Annotated in this window: 16 protein-coding genes; 13 read left to right on the forward strand and 3 right to left on the reverse strand. The window is 62.4% G+C overall.

Going from position 1 to position 18,472, the window contains the following annotated elements:
* The first annotated feature begins 20 nt into the window (after positions 1-20).
* The 12 genes from FHK92_RS16345 (at position 21) to FHK92_RS16400 (ending at position 14,291) form a co-directional block, all read left to right on the forward strand.
* Positions 21-1,043, forward strand: coding sequence for a polysaccharide biosynthesis/export family protein (locus FHK92_RS16345; protein WP_030142087.1), 1,023 nt, complete (start codon positions 21-23; stop codon positions 1,041-1,043).
* A gap of 15 nt (positions 1,044-1,058) precedes the next feature.
* Positions 1,059-2,651 carry a GumC family protein gene (locus tag FHK92_RS16350; RefSeq protein ID WP_030142086.1) on the forward strand — a complete coding sequence of 531 codons (1,593 nt, stop codon included), beginning with the start codon at positions 1,059-1,061 and terminating at the stop codon, positions 2,649-2,651.
* Positions 2,648-3,751 carry a glycosyltransferase family 4 protein gene (locus FHK92_RS16355; protein WP_181288971.1) on the forward strand — a complete coding sequence of 368 codons (1,104 nt, stop codon included), beginning with the start codon at positions 2,648-2,650 and terminating at the stop codon, positions 3,749-3,751. Before FHK92_RS16350 ends, FHK92_RS16355 begins: the two co-directional genes overlap by 4 nt.
* Positions 3,748-5,118: an O-antigen ligase family protein gene (locus tag FHK92_RS16360; protein ID WP_181288972.1), complete on the forward strand. Its 1,371-nt coding sequence runs from the start codon at positions 3,748-3,750 to the stop codon at positions 5,116-5,118. Before FHK92_RS16355 ends, FHK92_RS16360 begins: the two co-directional genes overlap by 4 nt.
* Positions 5,115-6,074, forward strand: coding sequence for a glycosyltransferase (locus FHK92_RS16365; protein WP_181288973.1), 960 nt, complete (start codon positions 5,115-5,117; stop codon positions 6,072-6,074). Before FHK92_RS16360 ends, FHK92_RS16365 begins: the two co-directional genes overlap by 4 nt.
* A complete protein-coding gene (locus tag FHK92_RS16370; protein ID WP_181288974.1) occupies positions 6,067-7,203 on the forward strand; it encodes a glycosyltransferase family 2 protein in 1,137 nt (378 codons plus the stop codon). Before FHK92_RS16365 ends, FHK92_RS16370 begins: the two co-directional genes overlap by 8 nt.
* Positions 7,204-7,214: 11 nt before the next feature.
* Positions 7,215-8,219, forward strand: coding sequence for a polysaccharide deacetylase family protein (locus tag FHK92_RS16375; RefSeq protein ID WP_181288975.1), 1,005 nt, complete (start codon positions 7,215-7,217; stop codon positions 8,217-8,219).
* On the forward strand, positions 8,216-9,520 hold the full coding sequence (locus FHK92_RS16380; RefSeq protein WP_181288976.1) for an oligosaccharide flippase family protein: 1,305 nt from the start codon (positions 8,216-8,218) through the stop codon (positions 9,518-9,520). The genes FHK92_RS16375 and FHK92_RS16380 overlap by 4 nt, the downstream gene beginning before the upstream one ends.
* A 242-nt stretch (positions 9,521-9,762) precedes the next feature.
* Positions 9,763-11,658 carry a hypothetical protein gene (locus FHK92_RS16385; RefSeq protein WP_181288977.1) on the forward strand — a complete coding sequence of 632 codons (1,896 nt, stop codon included), beginning with the start codon at positions 9,763-9,765 and terminating at the stop codon, positions 11,656-11,658.
* A complete protein-coding gene (locus FHK92_RS16390; RefSeq protein ID WP_181288978.1) occupies positions 11,655-12,344 on the forward strand; it encodes a GNAT family N-acetyltransferase in 690 nt (229 codons plus the stop codon). Before FHK92_RS16385 ends, FHK92_RS16390 begins: the two co-directional genes overlap by 4 nt.
* Positions 12,345-12,349: 5 nt before the next feature.
* Positions 12,350-13,525: a GNAT family N-acetyltransferase gene (locus FHK92_RS16395; RefSeq protein ID WP_181288979.1), complete on the forward strand. Its 1,176-nt coding sequence runs from the start codon at positions 12,350-12,352 to the stop codon at positions 13,523-13,525.
* Entirely contained in the window at positions 13,497-14,291 is a 795-nt protein-coding gene (locus FHK92_RS16400; RefSeq protein WP_181288980.1) for a ChbG/HpnK family deacetylase, read from the forward strand. Before FHK92_RS16395 ends, FHK92_RS16400 begins: the two co-directional genes overlap by 29 nt.
* Positions 14,292-14,434: 143 nt before the next feature.
* Here FHK92_RS16400 and FHK92_RS16405 read toward each other — a convergent pair whose 3' ends face one another.
* Positions 14,435-14,977 (reverse strand): hypothetical protein, encoded by a 543-nt coding sequence (locus tag FHK92_RS16405; RefSeq protein ID WP_181288981.1) that lies wholly within the window; start codon positions 14,975-14,977, stop codon positions 14,435-14,437.
* Between the two features lie 95 nt (positions 14,978-15,072).
* The gene (locus FHK92_RS16410; RefSeq protein WP_181288982.1) at positions 15,073-15,300 is read right to left on the reverse strand and encodes a hypothetical protein; all 228 of its coding nucleotides are present in this window, start codon (positions 15,298-15,300) and stop codon (positions 15,073-15,075) included.
* A gap of 307 nt (positions 15,301-15,607) precedes the next feature.
* Here FHK92_RS16410 and FHK92_RS16415 point away from each other — a divergent pair, with 307 nt between their 5' ends.
* Positions 15,608-16,549 (forward strand): alpha/beta hydrolase, encoded by a 942-nt coding sequence (locus FHK92_RS16415; RefSeq protein ID WP_375154613.1) that lies wholly within the window; start codon positions 15,608-15,610, stop codon positions 16,547-16,549.
* A 177-nt stretch (positions 16,550-16,726) separates the two neighbouring features.
* On the opposite strand, the gene FHK92_RS16420 is transcribed toward FHK92_RS16415, so the two are convergent.
* The gene (locus tag FHK92_RS16420; RefSeq protein WP_181288983.1) at positions 16,727-18,469 is read right to left on the reverse strand and encodes an ABC transporter substrate-binding protein; all 1,743 of its coding nucleotides are present in this window, start codon (positions 18,467-18,469) and stop codon (positions 16,727-16,729) included.
* Between the last annotated feature and the right edge of the window lie 3 nt (positions 18,470-18,472).

Here is an 18,472-nt window from a genome sequence, read left to right on the forward strand (position 1 = left end):
GCCTGCAAAAGGATGACGAGATGAACGCCAGAATGCTTGTCCTGCTGTTGCTGCCGCTTGCCGGTTGCTCCAGCCACAACGAAAACACGACGATGCCGGTGCAGATCCTCACGGCCGCGCCGGCCAATGCCCAGGCCACCGACATGCCCCGGGTCGAACAGACGCTGCGGCCGCAGGACGTGCTGGATGTGATTTTTCACATCGACACGACCTCTTCCCAGGCTTATCGCGTGCAGCCGGGCGACCAGGTTGCCCTGAACTTCACCGCTGCCAGCCAGCTCAACGGCACGCAACAGGTGATGCCCGACGGCACTATCGAACTGCCGGGCGCCAACACCTCGGTGAAAGTCGCCGGCCTGACCACCGACGAGGCACGCCTGGAAGTGCAGCGTGCCTACAACCAGAAGATGCTGTTCCAACCCAACCGCAACCAATTGAGCGTCCTGGTGACCAGCCCGATGTCCGGTGAGGCGAACTTGCGCAACACCTTGATCCACCCGGCCACGGGCATGAGCCGGGAGATCATCGTGGGCCGGGATGGCTACGCCGCCTTCCCGGAAATCGGTTCCGTGCCGTTGCAAGGCATGACCGTTACCCAGTTGGAGACCTTCCTCAACGAGCGCTACGCCCAGTTGCCAGGCCACATGACCGTCGACGTGCTGCTCAAGTCCACCGCCGGCAACGAGATCTATGTGCTGGGCGAAGTGGCCCAACCCGGTTCCTACCCGATCCGCCGGCCCATCTCGGTCCTCGAGGCGCTGACGCTGGCCCGCGGCACCAACGTCAAGGCCCGGCTCGACTCGGTGGTGATCATGCGCCGCAACGGCAACCAGGTCGAAACCCGTCATTACGACGTGGAAAAAGCCTTGAGCGGCGATGCGTCGCAGATCGCCTACCTGCAACCGGAAGACATGCTCTTCGTACCCAAGACCGGCCTGGCCAAAGCCGGTGAAATGGCCCGGCAACTGGCCGACGTGGTGCTGTTCCAGGGCGTTGGCGTCAGCTTCGGTTATGACCTCGACAACAATAGCAACGGCAACTGACCCGGGTGAATGATCATGAATCCCAAGGAAAACTACCTGCACGAGTTCTTCAGGATCTTCTTCGCCAACAAGCAGTGGGTGAAGCGCGTCTTCCTGATTTTCGCCGTGATCGCCCTGGTGCTGCCGTTGATGCTCAAGCAGAGCTTCGACATAACCGCCCAGGTGATCGTCCAGTCGAAAAAACTCTCCCAAGGCGATGCCACGACTTCGCTGAACCAGGAAAACGCAACGTTCGTTCCGCCATCCCTGGCGGACATGGAAACCGAGAGCAACATCCTGCGCTCGCCAGCGTTGATTCGCGAAACCATCAAGGCCCTGCGCGACCAGGGGGAATACACCCCAAGCCCGGGCGTCCTCAACAAATGGGTGAGCGAACCGTTCAAGCGCTACATCACCCAGCCGCTGCGCGAATACGTCATCAACCCGGTGCGTGACGGCCTGGGGCTTGAAGTCGACCCCGTGCGCGACACGGTGCTCGACACGCTGACCGACGAGGCGATCGAAAACCTGAAGATCGAGACCCTGCCCGGTTCCAACGTGATCTCCATTGTCTACAGCTTCGGTGATCCGGCCCAGGGCACCCGGTTCGTGGGGCAACTGCTGCAAAACTACCTCACCGGCCGCCAGGACTTGCAGTCGATCGAGTTGCCCCAGACGTTCTATGAGCAGAAGAAAGTCCAGTACCAGACGCGCCTTGACGGTTTGGAAGGCAACCGGCTGACGCTGCTCGAGGGCGTTGGTTCTTCCGATCCCAAGGAAGAAATCACGTTCCGCTTGAATGCGATCAACACCGAAGAGCAGGCCCTGAACCTGTACCAGGATCGCCTGCTGCAAAGCCAACGCTGGCTCGATTACCTCAAGACCAGCCTGGCGGCGGCGAACAGCTCGCGGTTCAACGACTACACCTTCCCCTTCACCTTCACCACCACCGTGGACAACATCGCCTTCGAAGACAGGGAAATCAGGCAATTGGGTGAGCAATTGACCAGCCAGGTCAGCCGCTACATGAACGACCTGGCGATTTTCCAGCCCAGCAGCGAACCGATGTTGCTGGCGCGCGAACAGATCATGCGTACCCGCCAGCAATTCCTGAAAGTGGTGAATAACCGCATCCAGGAACGCACCACCGACCTTGCGGTGGTCAGCTCGGTGATCAATCAGAAAGTCGAACGCATCGCCGCCTTCAAGGACCGCATCCACCAGTTGCAGGAAACCCAGAGCAAACTGCGGCAAATGGACACCGAGATCAACGCGCTCCACGCGGCGTTCTCCACCTATGCCCAACGCTTCGCCGAAGCCAGTTCCGCCCGCTCGCTGGACAACGACCTGTCCAACGCCCGGGTCCTGAGCCCGCCGTTCGAACCGACCGCCGCAGCGTTTCCCAAGCCGGTGCTGATCATCGCCTTCGGCCTGTTCAGCGGCCTGCTGCTGGCGATCGCCCTGGTCTATGTGCGTGAGTTCTTCGACCATCGCTTCAAGCACCCTGCGCAAATCAGCCACCAATTGGATCTGCCGGTGCTGCTGGTGATCAACGAGCAATCGCCCGAACAGATCAACCCGCACCGCAACTGGAGCGTGCCCAGCCTTGTCCATTGGGTGAAAAATTGAACGCGCCGTTCGGCCCGTCCCGCCAAGACAGCCCCCTGTCGATCATTCATCTGCTCGACAGCGGCGGCTTCTATGGGGCCGAGCGGATGTTGCTCGATCATTGCCTGGCGACGCCCGGCCAGCATCAAGTGGTGTTCCTGGCGGCGCCGCCGACGTTGATCACGCGGTTCCGCCAGGCCGGGGTCGATTGCTGCCATTGCGCCAATTGGGCTGAGCTGCTGCAGCATTTGCGGCACCGGCGTGACGAGCGACCGCTGATCAATACGCACAACTTCAAGGGTCTGTTGTTCGGCTGGGCCGCGGCCACGATGCTGCGCCTGCCGCTGGTGATCACTCAGCACGGCTTCACGCCACGCAGTCCCAAGCAGCGGTTCTATACGTGGCTGAGCCTGCAACTGTGCCGCACCGCGCCGGTCAAGCGTGTGGTGTGCGTGGCCGAAAGCATCGCGGCGCTGCACCGCCAGGCCAGCGTTAAGGCGGAGAAGCTCGACGTGATTCCCAACGGCCTGCCAGCCGCCACGACGCCGCTGCCCCACCGCGACGACAGGCAACGCTGGCGGGTCGGCTACGTCGGCCGCTTGAGCAGCGAAAAAGGCCCGGACCTGTTTCTCGACGCCATGATCCCGCTGTGCCAGCGCCATGCGTCCTTGCACGCGGTGATGCTCGGCGACGGCCCGGAACGCCAGACGTTGCTCAAACGCATCGCCGATGCCGGGCTGCCGACGCGTATCGAGTTGCCCGGCTATCAGACCGACATGGACGACTGGTGGAGCCGCCTCGATGCGCTGGTGATCAGTTCACGCACCGAAGGCACGCCGATGATCCTGCTCGAAGCCATGCAGGCCGGCGTGCCGGTGGTGGCGTTCGGCGTCGGCGGTATTCCCGATATCCTGCAGGACCGTCACAACGGCCTGCTCGCCACGCCGGCCGACAGCGAGGAGCTGGCACGCCAGATCGAAACGCTGTACAGCGAACCGCCCCTGGCGCGAATCCTCGCCGACAACGCGCGCCGTACCCAAAGCGACCGCTATGACCTGCGCACGCTGGCCGAACGCTGGTCACAACTTTATATCCGCACGGCACGGGAGGCTCGGCCATGATCGTCCCGCTCTCGATCGTCAGTCTGCTGGGGCTGGTGTGCCTGGCATTGCTGGCCAGTCCTTATCCGTTTCTCGCACCGGGTGCGGTGCTTGGGCTCGTGGGCGTTGCCATGCTGTACCGCAAGCCCACTTGGGGTTTGCTGGGCATTGCCGCGCTGCTCCCGTTCGAAGGCCTGTTCAAGGACAACGCGTTTTCCGGCAGCAAATTCCTCGGTGTGGCGCTGATCCTGATCCTGATGCTGCAGTTGGCCTTGCACCAGATTCCTGCGACGCGCTTGCGCAGCAATATCTGGAAGCCGCTGCTCGGCTTCATGGCCCTGTATGGCCTGAGCCTGTTGATCTCGGAAAACATGGACCTGTCCCTGACACAGCTGCGTGAACTCTCGGTAGGGCTGATTCTGTTCGTGATCACGTTGCTGATTGGCCGCGAGCTGAACCTGGATATGTTCGCCCGACTGATGACCGTGAGCGTCGCCACGGCCTGCGTGCTCGCGATGTTTTCAGCCAAATACCAGGATCAGGGCCGCGCCTCGGGTCTGTTGGAGGACCCGAACGCCTTTGCCCTGTTGATTGCGTTTACCGTGCCGCTGGCATTGTGGTTGACCATTCGCAGCCAGAACTTGCTGCAACGCTTGTTCTGGGGTGGCGGTTTCATCCTGTTGTTGGGCGGCATGACCAAGACCGAATCACGCTCAGGCCTAGTCGTGTTGCTGCTCAGCCTGGTGATCGGGTTGTATCACTACAGGGCGCAGCTGCCACGCATACGTCCCCGGCACCTGGGGTTCGCGATGCTCGGCCTGGCGCTGGCTGTTCCGGCGACAATCGCCTTGATGCCGGCTGGCTACGTGGCACGCATCCAGTCATTGAGCATTCTCAGTTCCGGCGCCAACGCCTACCAGGACGGATCCTTGGGACGCCGCGCCTCGTACATCGTGGTGGGCAGCCAGATGATCCGGGAGAAGCCGATACTCGGTTCCGGCCCGGGAACGTTTCCAGAGCACTACGCCCCCACCGGTTACGCGAAGGCGTTCTCGGCCAATCGCAAACGCGGGGATCTGTACCGCCAGGCCCATAACACCTACCTGGAAATCTTCAGCGAAATCGGCGTGCCAGGCGGCTTGATGTTTGTCGGCATGATCGGGCTGGGGCTCTACAACCTGGTGCGCGCGCGCCAATTGTGGCTCCAGCGCCGGGACTGGGCCCAGGCGGATCTGTTGACGCACCTGGGCATGAGTTTCCTGTCGCTGGCATTGTTCCTGATGTTCCTCAGCGCCCAGAACCACAAGTTGCTGTGGATCATGCTCGCCTTGACCGGCATCTTGCGCTACGACGCCGAACGATCCGCGCCGCTGGAGGCACGTTCATGAGCCGCGTCAGTATCGTGATCCCGATGTACAACGAGGCCCGGCACATCGGCCGCACGCTGCTGGCCGCGCGGGAGGCCGCACGCCAGGCACGACTGGAATGCGAGCTGATCGTGGTCGACAACGGCTCGGACGATCACGGCCCGCGCATCGCCAACGAACTGGGCGCACGTGTGCTGATCGTGCCCGGCGTGCACATCGGCGCCCTGCGCAATCGCGGCGCGGCGGTCGCCCGCGGTGATTGGCTGGCGTTCGTCGACGCCGATATGGAAATGCCGGCCGATTGGCTCAAGTTGCTGATCGAAATGGAAGGCCGCCAAGGTGATGTGCTGGGGCTTGACCTGGACACGCCCGGCCAGGCGCCCTGGTTCGCACAGGCTTGGCAACGCCGCAGCCAGCGGCCGGGGTCCCGCTCCTTGCATCGCGTCCAATGGTTGCCCAGCGCCAATCTCTTGATGCGTCGCACCTGGTTCGATCAGGTCGGCGGCTTCGACGAAACCCTGCGCACGGGCGAAGACAAGGACTTCTCCCTGCGCCTGCGCCAGGCCGGTGCGCAATTGTTGCTGGTCAACGAAAGCCTGGCCGTGCACTGGGGCTACGAAGGTAGCTGGCGCGAGTGGATGAGCAAGGAGTTGTGGCGCCAGGGCAGTCATTGGCAGTTGTTGCGCAGCCATGGGGCGAGCCTGCGCCTGTTGCGTTTTCCGGCGTTGTCGATGGGCGTCTGGGGCCTGGACTTGCTGGCGCTGATCGCCCTGCTCCAGGGCCAGGCGCGCCTGGGGCTGACGCTGTTGTTCATCAGCACACTGCCGGCCTTGGTACTGAGCCTGCGCCAGAGCCAGCGAGACCCGCATCTGACGTTGCAACTGTGGGCCTTGCATGGCGTGCGCCTGCACCTCACCGGCGCCGCGTTACTGCTCAATATTTTTCAATGGAATGCCAGGAGACCTGCCCGTGGCTGAATTCTTTTATTGGTCTTGCCTGTTGCTGCCGGTTTACGCCTACCTCGGCTACCCCGTGCTGTTGACCTCGCTGACGCCTTTTTTTCCGGTACGCCGCTACGGCAAGCCCTTGCCGATGGATGTCAGCATCGTCATCGCCGCCCATAACGAGGCGCGGCACATTGAAGAAAAATTGCGCACCTTGCTGGCCCAGGACTATCGGGCGCATTCGCTGCGGATCATTCTCGCCAGCGACGGTTCCACCGACGACACCGTGGCCTGCGCGCGCAGAATCGGCGACTCGCGCATCACCGTGCTCGACCTGCCACGCCAGGGCAAGGCCGCCGCCCTCAATACCGGCGTGGCCCATAGCTATGGCGAGATCCTGGTGTTCACCGACGCGGACAATCAATGGGCCCCCGACACGCTCGGCCACTTGCTGGCGCCGCTGGGCGATCCGGAAGTCGGCGCCTGCGCCGGGCACATGGACATCCCCGTGCCGGGCAAAGGCCTGAGCCTGGGCGACAGCCTCTATCGGCACTATGAAGGCTGGCTGCGCCGGGTGGAAAGCCGCACAGGCTGCATGGTCTCGGCCGACGGCGCCTTGCTGGCCCTGCGCAGGGCTTTGTTCCAGCCGATTCCGGCCCAGGTCAACGATGATTTTTTCCTCAGTACCTGCGCGCCGGCGGCTGGCAAATCCATTGTTTATGCACCGAAGGCACGGGTGACGGACCAGGGCGTGGATGAAGCCGACAAGCAGTTTCGTCGTCGCCAACGGGTCACCGTCGGCGGGTTGCAGAGCCTCGCCCAGCGTCGGGAATTGCTCAACCCTCTGCGTCATGGGCTCTATGCCATCGGGTTGATCAGTCACAAACTGATCCGCCGCCTGGCGCCAGTGCTACTGCTGCCCTTGTTGTTGAGCAACGCCTGCCTGTGGAACGACCATCCGTTCTATCGCCTGAGCCTGGTGGCACAGTTGCTCGGCTACGCCATGGCACTGATCGGGTTGATGGACGCAGGCCACCGTTTGCCCCGGCCCTTTCGCCTGGCGGCGTTCGTGCTGGTGACGCTGGCGGGCATGAGCATCGGACTCTGGCAGTTCCTTCGGGGCCAGCGCTACAGCCAATGGAATCCCGAGCAGAATCGTTAAGGAGACGGCCGATGTCGATCAAATACGTTTTCAAGCGCACCGGCGGCTGGCTGTACCTGAACACGTCCCTGGGTCGCCATCCGTTGCGTGGCGCCGGCGTCATCCTGATGCTGCACCGGGTGCTGAACAACGACCGTGCTGCCGAACTGCCCCATCGCAATGAGCTGTGCGTGGGGCCCGACGCATTCGAACATTTGCTGATCTGGCTGCAACGGCATTTTGAATGCGTGCCCCTGATGACGTTGCTGCTGGCCGACCCTGAAAGCGTTCCGAACCGTCCGCGGGTGGCCCTGACCTTCGACGATGGCTGGCGTGACAACGCCATGAACGCCTTTCCCCTGCTGCGCCAATACCAGGTGCCGGCGAGCATTTTCCTGTCCACCGATTTCGTCGGCAGTCGCCAGCACTTCTGGTGGGAAAGCATCGGCGAAACCCTGTGGGGCAGCCATGGGCAGGTAGCACGGCATTCGCTGATCGAGCATTTGCAGCATGCCGGCCGGCCGCTGCCGGTACTGCTCGATGATATCGACGACGAACGCCGCAGCCTGGCGTTGCTGCACTATCTGCAAAGCCTCAAGACCCTCGATGCGCGCACCTTGAGCGACCTCACCGAAGCCTGCCCGCACGGAGCCCAGCCCCAGGCGCTGGACTGGCCCCAGGTGCGCATGCTGGAAGATTCCGGCCTGGTCCGCTTCGGCCCCCATGGCGCCAGCCACGCGATTCTGACCGGGCTCGACGACCAGCGCCTGCACGAGGAACTGACCCGCAGCTGGACAGCCCTGGAGAATGGCTGCGCCCAGCCCTTGCCGGTGTATTGCTACCCCAACGGCGACAATGACGTCCGTGTGCGCGAACAGGTGGCAGCCCACGGTTTTCCGTTCGCACTGGGCACCCAGGCCGGACTGTATCGCCATGACGGCGACCCGCTGAACCTGCCGCGTTTCGGCGTCAGCCAACGCAACGCCTGCCACCCGGAATTGTTGGCTTGGCGCATTCGTCGAGGAGCCCGCTCATGAACCGCGCACGTTACCTCAAGCTCCTGGTGTTGAGCATGGGCACAAGCCTGGCGATGCTCTGCCTGCGCCTGTTGCGCAACGTCTTGCTGGCACGGATCCTGGGGCCCAGCGAACGCGGGCTGTTGGCGCTGCTCAGCACCCTGCCGGACCTGATCAGCGCCATCACCAGTGGCGGGCTGAATTCCGCCGTGGGTTATCAGGCGGCGCAGCACCGCTCGATGAGCCTGCTGCTCAGCCATGTACTGGTCTTCGGTTGCCTCCTGGCGGGACTGCTGACGTTGCTGGTGGTGGCGCTGGTACGTGAGTTCGGCGCCGAACTGGACATCGCCGTACAACTGGGGCTGCTGGCCTGGCTGCTGTTGCTGGCCGTACCGCTGGCGGTACTCAAGAGCGGCCTGCTGACGCTGCACAACGCCTCCGGCGGGGTTGGCGCGTTCAACGCCTTGCGGCTGATGGAATCCCTGGTGCCGCTGTTGCTCTTCGTGGCGCTGTTCTGGATATGGAAAGACACGGCGCTGGAAGCAGCGCTGATCAGCTGGCTGGCGGGCCTGAGCCTGGTGGTGCTGGCAGGTTGGATGTGGTTGCGTCGCGATCATTCGATCACCCTGCGCTGGGACCGCACCGGCCAGAACGAACTGTTGCATTACGGTGTCCGCAGTCACCCGGACATCCTGTTCCAGCAATTGATGATGCGCTCGGACTACCTGTTCATCGGCGCACTGCTGGGCAGCACGGCGCTGGGACACTACGCCATGGCCAGCGCCGCCGCGGAACTGCTGCATATCGTCCCGGAAGCGGTCACCACGCCGCTGATGAAAAGGCTCCTGCAGCAAGACACCGATATGAAGCGCCTGACCCCGTTGGCCTTGCGCCTGACCGCCACCGCCATGCTGGGCGCCTGCCTGGGCATGGCACTGGTCGGCGAATGGCTGATCGTCACCCTATTCGGCAGCGCCTATCAACCGGCGTACCCGGCCCTGCTGGCGCTGCTGCCAGGGGTGTTCGGGTTGTGCTATGCGAGCATCCTGCGCCTGGACCTGCTGGGCAAGAACCGACCCGGTAGCGTTTCGTTGTTGATGGGCGTGGGTGCGCTATTGAACCTGGCGCTGAACGTTGTCCTGATTCCGCGCTACGGCATCGTTGGCGCTGCCGCCGCTTCGTCCATTGCGTACCTGGGCGTGACCCTGCCGATGCTCGTCATGTATTGCCGCCTCAGCGGCGTGGCGTTGTGGCAGACGTTGATTATCCTGCCCAGCGATCTGCTGCCGATGCGTCAGATGTTGCTGGGGAAATCCGCGTGAACAGCGTCGCCAGCCAAGCCGCCATCGCGAGCAAGCTCGCTCCCACAGGGTCCGGTGGCGAACATGACATCTGCATCCACCGAAGATCCACTGTGGGAGCGAGCCTGCTCGCGAAAGCGGTGGGTCAGTTTGCGATGATGTTGAAGGTGACGGCCTCTTCGCGAGCAGGCTCGCTCCCACAGAGGAGAATCGCGGCGGGTCTATGTCTTCTGGTATTGGCTTGCTCGGCCCAAGCAGCGGCCATGCAATGGACCGGCATCCGTGACGGCAGCCTGTATCTGCAAACCGACCGCCCGGACACCGTCACCGTCCGCTGGGTGCCCGCCTGGCAAGCCGAGGCCAATGCCGAACATCTGTATCTGCTCGACGGCCATGGGCGATTGGCGGGTGAGCGCCTGGTCAAGGCGGATCAGACCCGTGGCGAGCAGCAATGGCCGCTGCTGCCGGGTGCCGCCAGTTACCGGTTGGAAATTCCCGGCTACAGTTTCCGGCGCTACAGCGTCGAACACGACGCGCGCACCCGTGCCCTGTTCGCCCCGGCCAAGGTGCATTTCAGCGCTGAAGCCCACGATGGCGATGAGCTGTATTTCAAAGTGGCGGCCGGCGAACAGGCGGTGCTGGCAGGCAAGTTCCACGGCGGCGTACATGCGTTGCAAGCCCGGCGGGTTGCGGACGGAAAACAGTTGCAACTGAATCTCAAGCCACAGCGGGCCTATTGGCAATTCGATCAGGTGGCCCTCCCGGTGGCGGACACGGACCAAATCTGGCGCCTGCATCTGCAAGGCAACGGCAAGGTCGCGTTCTGGCTGGACGGCACCGCCAACCTGTTCGCCCAAGACCCGGCGCACTTGCAACCGGTGCGCCAGGATCCGGGGCAGACCCATCTGACGCTGCACGACGAGGCGCTCGGCACGACCCCCAAGCTGGGCATATACCTGCCCTATGAATTACTGCCGCCCTCCAGCTACGCGGTGCTCGATGCGCTCAAACCCCAGGCGGCTACCCTCTACAGCTTCGTTGATGTCATGGCGGCCAAGGTCAATCACGAAGATGCTTTCCGACGCTTGTACCGGGGGCGCTTCGGCATCAGCCAAGACATTACCCTGTTGGCCGCCAGTCAGCGCCGGGCGGATCTGCAGGCCGACCGGACCAGTCTCAGCGGCCTGCAAGCCTGGCTCATGTCGACCCGAGCATCGAGCGACAACGGCGTCCACTACCTCAGTTTTGCCGATGAGCCCAACCTGAACTACCCGGACTTCGCCAGTTTCCAGCAAGTGTTCCAAAGCATGGCTGCCCAGGTCCGCGCCGATCCCGCCAACGCACGCGCCGGTGTCCGCATTGCCATACCCGCCAGCTCCCGGTTCACCAATGGCCCCTTTACCGACAATGCAGCTGACAAGCGCGGGATCGACTGGGCACGGCGCCTGCTCGCGACGTCCGGCGACCAGATCGACGCCCTGGCCTGGCATGAATGGATGATCCGCGACCTGCTGGCGACCCGGGTCTACCGCGACAGCGTCCGTCAGGCCGCCAACCTGGTGGGACTGGACAGCCAGGGCCGGCCCCGCAAGGCTTTGCTATTGGACCAGACCAACATGTCCAGCGGCTCGAGCCTGAGCCCTTACGACCAGGAAACCCACTACGCCGCCTTGTGGTGGACCTCGGTAGCGATCAACGCCTCTGCGGATGGATGGCTCGACATGCTCAACTGGTTCATGCTCGCCGACGAACCTGAATACCCCAAGGGCATGGTGCGGGTGCTGGACAATGAGCGCTTCGAACTCAAGCCCGTAGGCCTGGCCCAGCAGTTCATCCAGCAGCACTGGCTCGACCAGGTGCTGCACCTGGACAACGACGCGTTTGAAGTCGACGTACTGGCCATGGCCACCGGCAAGCAACGCAACCTGCTGGGCGTGAACAAAAGCACGCGAGCCCATCAGGTCAGCCTCGACGGCACGGCCTGCCCCCAGCCAGGCATGAGCCTGCTGTATTTCGGCCCGGACAACCGCAGCCACAACGTTCCGTTTGATTGCAAGGCCGGCCAGGTCGGCTTTCTCCTGCCAGGGGAAACCGTGTTCGCCCTCGGTTGGACAGCGCCGCTTTCACCCCAACCCGCCACCCGTCAGGAGGCACCATGAACACTTTGCAAACATTGCGTGATCGCATCCACAAAAAAGGTCTGCGCGCCGTCCTAAGGCAGCTATCCAGACGCTATATCTTTTCCCACACCCGACTGGTGTGGCTGGAGCACGATATACGGACCCCGCTCCCCCCGCACAACCTCAAGCCCTACCCACCGATGCGCCTGGAATCCATCACAGTCGCCAATGCCGATGCGTTTGCCCGGCACTTCGGCGACCGCGTCGAAACCATGCGCGAGTTGGCGGCCGAAGGCTACACAGGCTTGATGTACCTGGATGATCAGGGCGACAGCGTAGGGTTCGCCTGGGCCAGTACCCGGGACTATTTCGACCGTCATTTCTACCGCTGCAATTTTCCGATCAAGCCTGGCGAGTACTTTCAGTTCGGTGGCGAGGCCATTCGTCAATATTGGGGCACCAGCATCTCGGCGGACATGCAGTTGGAGGTGTGGAAAGTCATGGCGGACCAGGGTTGTCACACGATGGTCGATGTCTGCGATTTGCAGAACGTCCAGGCGATCAAGATGCATATCCGCATGGGCTTCCAGGAGCGCGGCAAGATCACCCACGTGTATCGCCTGTTCGGTCATTGGAGGTTCTTTCGCAACACGCTTTACCGCGGTTCTGTGCTGGACGGCTTTCGTAAACCGGCCCAGCCGGTTACCTCGACAGCAGCGGCCTGACGTCCATGGCGATCCGGTTCCAATGGTGTCGCTCCCTGGGCGCAGAGGATTTCCCTGCAACAGCTTATGAACAGCTGCGAACGCAGGTGGCCGACGCAACACCGTTCAACACCCTGGCCTGGCTGCAAGCGGCGGAATTCGCCCTGGTGCCGGAGCAGCAACTGCATATCCTGCTGGGCTGGCAGGACCAGACCTTGTGCTTCTGCCTGCCCCTGATATCAGGACTGGAACGTATCGGCGGGCTGCGGTTCCGGGTGTTGCGTCATTTGGGTTTTCCAATGGCCGACCGCATCGCCCTGCTGGCGCGCATGGACGCCGAAGGCATGGGCCAGGCGTTGATGCAGATCCGTCAGCATTTGCCTCACGCGTTGCTGCAAATCAATGAAGTGATCGAGCCCGTCGGGGAGCAAAGCGTCCTCAGCGCCTGGATGGCGCTGAGTTCCACCGGAGAGCGGCGCCTCAGTTGCCGGGTTCCGGTGCACCTGATCACTGAAAGCGACCATGAGGAGATTTCTGGCGATCCACGCTACAAGCTGCGTCGAGCGCGCAAGCGAATCGCGGCTTGTGGTGCCGAGATCCGTCGGATAACGCCAGACGCCATCAGTATGGGGCAACTGTTGCGCGCCCTGGCCGATGTCGAGGATGCCAGTTGGAAAGGCGAGGAAGGCGTCGGCATCTTCGCCAACCCCCTTCGCCGGCAATGGATGAACCTCGCCTTCACCGCCCTCGCCGCCCAAGGCCTGGTGCGAGTGGTGATGCTGGAGCTGAACGGCGAGTGCATCAGCTATCGCCTCGGCCTGTTGGACCAAGGCCGGCTGTATGACTACAACCTGGCGTTCCTGCCGCAACACGCCGACCTGGGCAGCGGCCGGGTATTGCTCGAAGAGTGGATTCGCTGGGGGCTGGACGAAAACTGGCGGTGGGTCGATGCGTCGCGCGTCAGCCTGGAAAACTCCAGCCACCAACTGCATGAACGCATGACCGGACAACTGGAACACTGGCGTTGGAGTTTTTATTCCTGGCAACCCGATGGTTTGCTCCTGGGGTTTGCCTTGCGGCTATGGAAGAGCCTGAAACCCTGGCTCGGCAAGCGCAAGGCCAAACCAACCGCGACGACGGCATCGTCTTCCACCAAGCACCAGGAGAATACGCATGCCTCGCCAAGTGATCGTCAACGCTGACGACTTCGGGCTAAGCCTCAGTGAAAACGAACTCATCCTGCGAGCTTTCGAGGCCGGCGTGATCAGCTCCGCCACGGCAATGGCCAATATGCCGGGGTTCGACCAGGCGTGTGAACTGTCCCGCCACCCATTGCTTGAAGGCCGCGTTGGGCTGCATTTCAACCTCAGTTATGGAATGCCGCTGAGCCAGGCGATCAAGTCACGGAAAAGATTTTGCAATGCCGCCGGCGAGTTCGACCTGAACCTCTCGCGATACTGCCTACGCCTTGGGTCGCGAGATCTGGCAGCGGTGGAAGAAGAGCTCCAGGCCCAGTGGCAGTATTGCCTGGACCGTGGCCTGCGTCCCAGCCACTTGGACTCGCATCAGCACGTGCACAACATCTGGCCCGTCGGAGAACTGGTGGCGCGTTTCGCCGCGCGACACGGCGTACCTGTGCGGCTGGCGCGCAACCTGGGGGCCAACCTGAGCGTGCCCAAGCGCGTCTTCAAGACATTGTTCAATCATCGCCTGCGCCGGCTCTGCGGCGCGACCGCCGACTACGTCTGCACACCAGCGGACCTTGACCACGCCGCGCCGCCGAGCCACGGCTCGCTGGAAGTCATCGTCCATCCGCTGGAACTGGACGGTGATTTCGGTGACGCCAGTCTGGTACCGGGCAGCTCACTGACCCAAATACTGCACCAGCGCCTGGCAGGAGTGCCGAAGGTGGGATATGGCGAGAATGGGCGCAGGTTCGTGTTGGTTGAACTGGGCGATGTGCACTGAGGATGGTATGCATGCCTGTGGCGAGGGAGCTTGCTCCCGCTGGGCTGCGCAGCGGCCCCGGCGAGGCGATGCCGAAACCGAAACCGAGGGGGCGCTCCGCGCCCAACGGGAGCAAGCTCCCTCGCCACAGGGGTTGTCGTGTTTCAGTGACCCAGGCTCACCCGCGCCAGCGAGGCGCGGCGATCGATGGCTTCACGCAGCCGACGTTTTTGCGCCTCCCACACCATGGCATCGACCCGGGCCGAACGCATCAACGCCAGCATCGCGGCCTTGGCATTCAGGTATTCAATCCATGCATCCCGGGCCTTGAGCCTGTGTCGTTCTTCAACGCTCATGTCCATGCGCCTGAGCGCCAGGGCGCACTCGTCCTGGATCAAGGGCCCAAGGGTCGTCTGGATCCGGTGAGGTGCCTTGAAGCCTGCCGTACCGGCGACGATTTCCCGCGCCCGATCCAGGCCCCACTCCAGCGCCTGGGGAAGCGGTTCACGCACGGCGCGGTCATGGAATTCCTCGACCCAGACGGAGCCGTTCGGCCGATAAACACAGACGAAAACCTGTGTGATGCTCTGCTGGTTGATCCGCGTCTGGACCTCGACCTGCGTGCCGTCCTCGAGCATTTCTTCGTGGTTGCGACCCGGCAACCGGCTGTTCACCCAAAGCCAATACTGTGCGCTTCTACGTCGCATCCCGTTGCCCTCCCCCTAAGGAACAAGGAGTAAGGCACACGGGCAAAGTATTTTCCAGCCGCCAAAGATGCGCTCCGGACGAATGACAGCGTCGTCTATCGGCCGAGCTTTTTCTCCACCTGGGCGACCTTGTCATGTAGTTTTTCGGCGTCCTGTTCGTGGCTCTTGATCGACTTAGGCGTGATCGTCTTGTCCACGTCCTCAGTAGCAGGATCAGGCTGGCGAACGTCGCGCTCGACCACGTTCACCGGCTCGCCAGAAGCGTCTTTCGCAGGTGCGTTGTTGCCAGGTTGGGTCTGTCCTTTTGAATGCTCGATCGTCATGACGTCGTCCTCAATGTGATGGTTGTCGAATTTTCGAGTGGGGCGAAACGGCGAGAGTTCGATCGGGTTGCGGTGACCCTTTGAGAACAGCGAGGCCTTCGTGGCGAGGGAGCTTGCTCCCGCTCGGCTGCGCAGCAGTCGCCAAAGATCGATGCGTGTTCAAGGCGCAAGTGTCATTCCATCGGGGGCCGCTACGCGACCCAGCGGGAACCAGCTCCCTCGCCACGGGCAAGCTGTCCGAAAACCCTGCGCGCGATCCAGAGAATCTGCTAAAACGCAGCATCTATCCCAGTAGCGAATCCCATCGATGCCCGCATTTTTATTTTCTCGCTTCAAACGGCGTTGGCTGGCCTGGTCGTTGATGATCGCAATGGTGGTCGGCCTGCCCGTGGGCTGCGCGGCGTTGCAGCACAAGGAGCGAGAGCTGGTGTTTCGCATCGAGCCGGGGACGGCGAGCTGGTTCAATGGCCTTCCCAGCGGTCTACAGGAATTCGATCTCAAGCCCAAGCATTTCAAGGCTGGAGAAAATATCCATGGCTGGTGGTGGCCGGCTGAACGCAAGAACGCACCGGCCATCCTGTACCTGCACGGTGTGCGCTGGAACCTGACCGGGCAATTGTTTCGCATCCAGCAATTAAGGGCGCTGGGCTATTCGGTGCTGGCAATCGATTACCGTGGCTTCGGCAAGAGTCAGGGGGACCTGCCGTCGGAAGCCAGCGTCTACGAAGATGCGCGAGTCGCCTGGAAGCGTCTCGAAGTGTTGCAACCGGATCCGGCCCTGCGGCTGATCTACGGTCATTCGCTGGGTGGCGCCGTCGCGGTGGACCTGGCGGCGGAACTGGGTCAGGAGGCTGCAAGCAACGGCACCCCGGTGCCGGCCCGAGGCCTGGTGATCGAATCCACATTTACATCGCTGGGCGATGTCGCCACCGCCATGGCCGACACGTCCTTGCCGGTGCGCTGGTTGCTCTCGCAGAAGTTCGACTCCATCGACAAGATCGGCGAGATCAACATGCCGCTGTTGATTGTCCATGGTGCGGCCGACCGCTACGTGCCCCCCCGCTTCAGCGGACAGTTGTTCAACGCCGCCCGGGAACCCAAGCGTTTGCTGCTGGTGCCCGGAGCCACGCATAACAACAGCATGAGCCTGGCAGGCCGGACGTATCGGCAGGCGCTGGACGCGTTGATGAAAAGTACCCCCTCGCCGGTGGCTGGAAACGCCCAGGCCAGGCCGGACAAAGCGGGTTGATCCACAACCACCTGTGGGAGCGAGCTTGCTCGCGATGGCGGCGGCACATTTACATGGATGCAAACTGAACCACCGCTATCGCGAGCAAGCTCGCTCCCACAGGGGATTGGGTTACTTCATATCCTGGGTAATAAAAAACGGCACCTTTCGGTGCCGTTTTTTATGGCCGGTACAAGGTTACTTGCGCGCCGCCTCCCAAGATTTCAACAGCTCGGTGTAGCTCACGGTTTCACCTTTAGGCTTCTCGTTCGCCAGTTTCGGCTTCGGTGCGCCCGGCTGGTCGAACCAGTATTGCGCGTCGCGCTCAGGGTTCATCTTAGGCGCGCAGGTGGCCTGGGCCTTGGAGCGTTCCAGGCGCGTCATGATCGCGTCCTGGTCCTTGGCCAAGCCATCGAGGGCCTGCTGTGGCGTCTTCTCGCCGCTGGCCGCTTCGGCGATGTGGCTCCACCACAGTTGCGCCAGGCGCGGATAGTCCGGCACGTTGGTCCCGGTCGGGGTCCATTGCACGCGGGCCGGGCTGCGGTAGAACTCCACCAGGCCACCGAGTTTCGGTGCCAGGTCGGTCATCGCCTGGGAGTTGATGTCCGACTCGCGAATCGGCGTCAAACCGACGATGGTCTTTTTCAGCGACACGGTTTTCGACGTCACGAACTGTGCATAGAGCCAGGCCGCGAGCTTCTGCTTCTCAGGCGTGGACTTCATGAACGTCCAGGAACCCACGTCCTGATACCCCAGCTTCATGCCCTGCTCCCAATACGGACCGCGTGGCGAAGGCGCCATGCGCCATTTCGGCGTGCCGTCGGCGTTCACCACCGGCAGGCCCGGCTTGGTCATGTCGGCGGTGAACGCGGTGTACCAGAAGATCTGCTGGGCGATGTTGCCCTGGGACGGCACCGGGCCGGACTCGGAGAAGGTCATGCCCGCCGCTTCCGGTGGTGCGTATTTCTTCAGCCAGTCCACGTATTTGGTGGTGGCGAACACGGCGGCAGGGCCGTTGGTGTCGCCGCCACGGGTGACGCTGGAGCCGACCGGATGGCAGTCTTCGACGCGAATGCCCCACTCGTCCACCGGCAACCCGTTAGGCAGGCCTTTGTCACCGCCGCCAGCCATGGAGAACCAGGCATCGGTGAAGCGCCAGCCCAGGGACGGATCTTTCTTGCCGTAGTCCATGTGCCCGTAGATGCGCTTGCCGTCGATCTCCTTGACGTCCTCGGAGAAGAACTTGGCGATGTCTTCATAGGCCGACCAGTTCACCGGTACGCCCAGCTCGTAGCCGTACTTTTCCTTGAACTTGGCCTTCAGGTCCGCGCGCTCGAACCAGTCGGCGCGGAACCAGTACAGGTTGGCGAATTGCTGGTCGGGCAGTTGATAGATCTTGCCGTCCGGCGCGGTGGTGAAGGAAATGCCGATGAAGTCCTTGATGTCCAGTGTCGGCGAGGTGTAGTTCTTGCCTTCGTTGGCCATCAGGTCGGTGATCGATTCGGTCTTGCCGTAGCGAAAGTGCGTACCGATCAGGTCCGAGTCGTTGACCCAGCCGTCATAGATATTCTTGTCCGACTGCATCACCGTCTGCATTTTTTCCACGACGTCGCCTTCTTGCAGCAGGTCGTGGGTCAATTGGATACCGGTGATTTCGGTGAAGGCCTTGGCCAGTACCTTGGATTCGTATTCGTGCGTGGTGAGGGTTTCCGACACCACGTTGATCTTCATCCCGCGAAACGGCTCGGATGCCTTGATGAACCATTTGAGTTCTTCGAGCTGCTGGGCGTCCGTCAGGGTCGACGGCTTGAATTCACTGCCGATCCATTTTTTTGCGGCGTCTTCATAGGCGTCGGCCCAGGCCGTAGCGCTCAGCCCGCTGAGTGCCAGCATGGCTGCCAATGAAACGCTATGTCGCAGCTTATTGTTTTTATCGAACATAGA

The organism is Pseudomonas brassicacearum subsp. neoaurantiaca (assembly GCF_013608025.1).
Taxonomy (GTDB): Bacteria; Pseudomonadota; Gammaproteobacteria; order Pseudomonadales; family Pseudomonadaceae; genus Aquipseudomonas.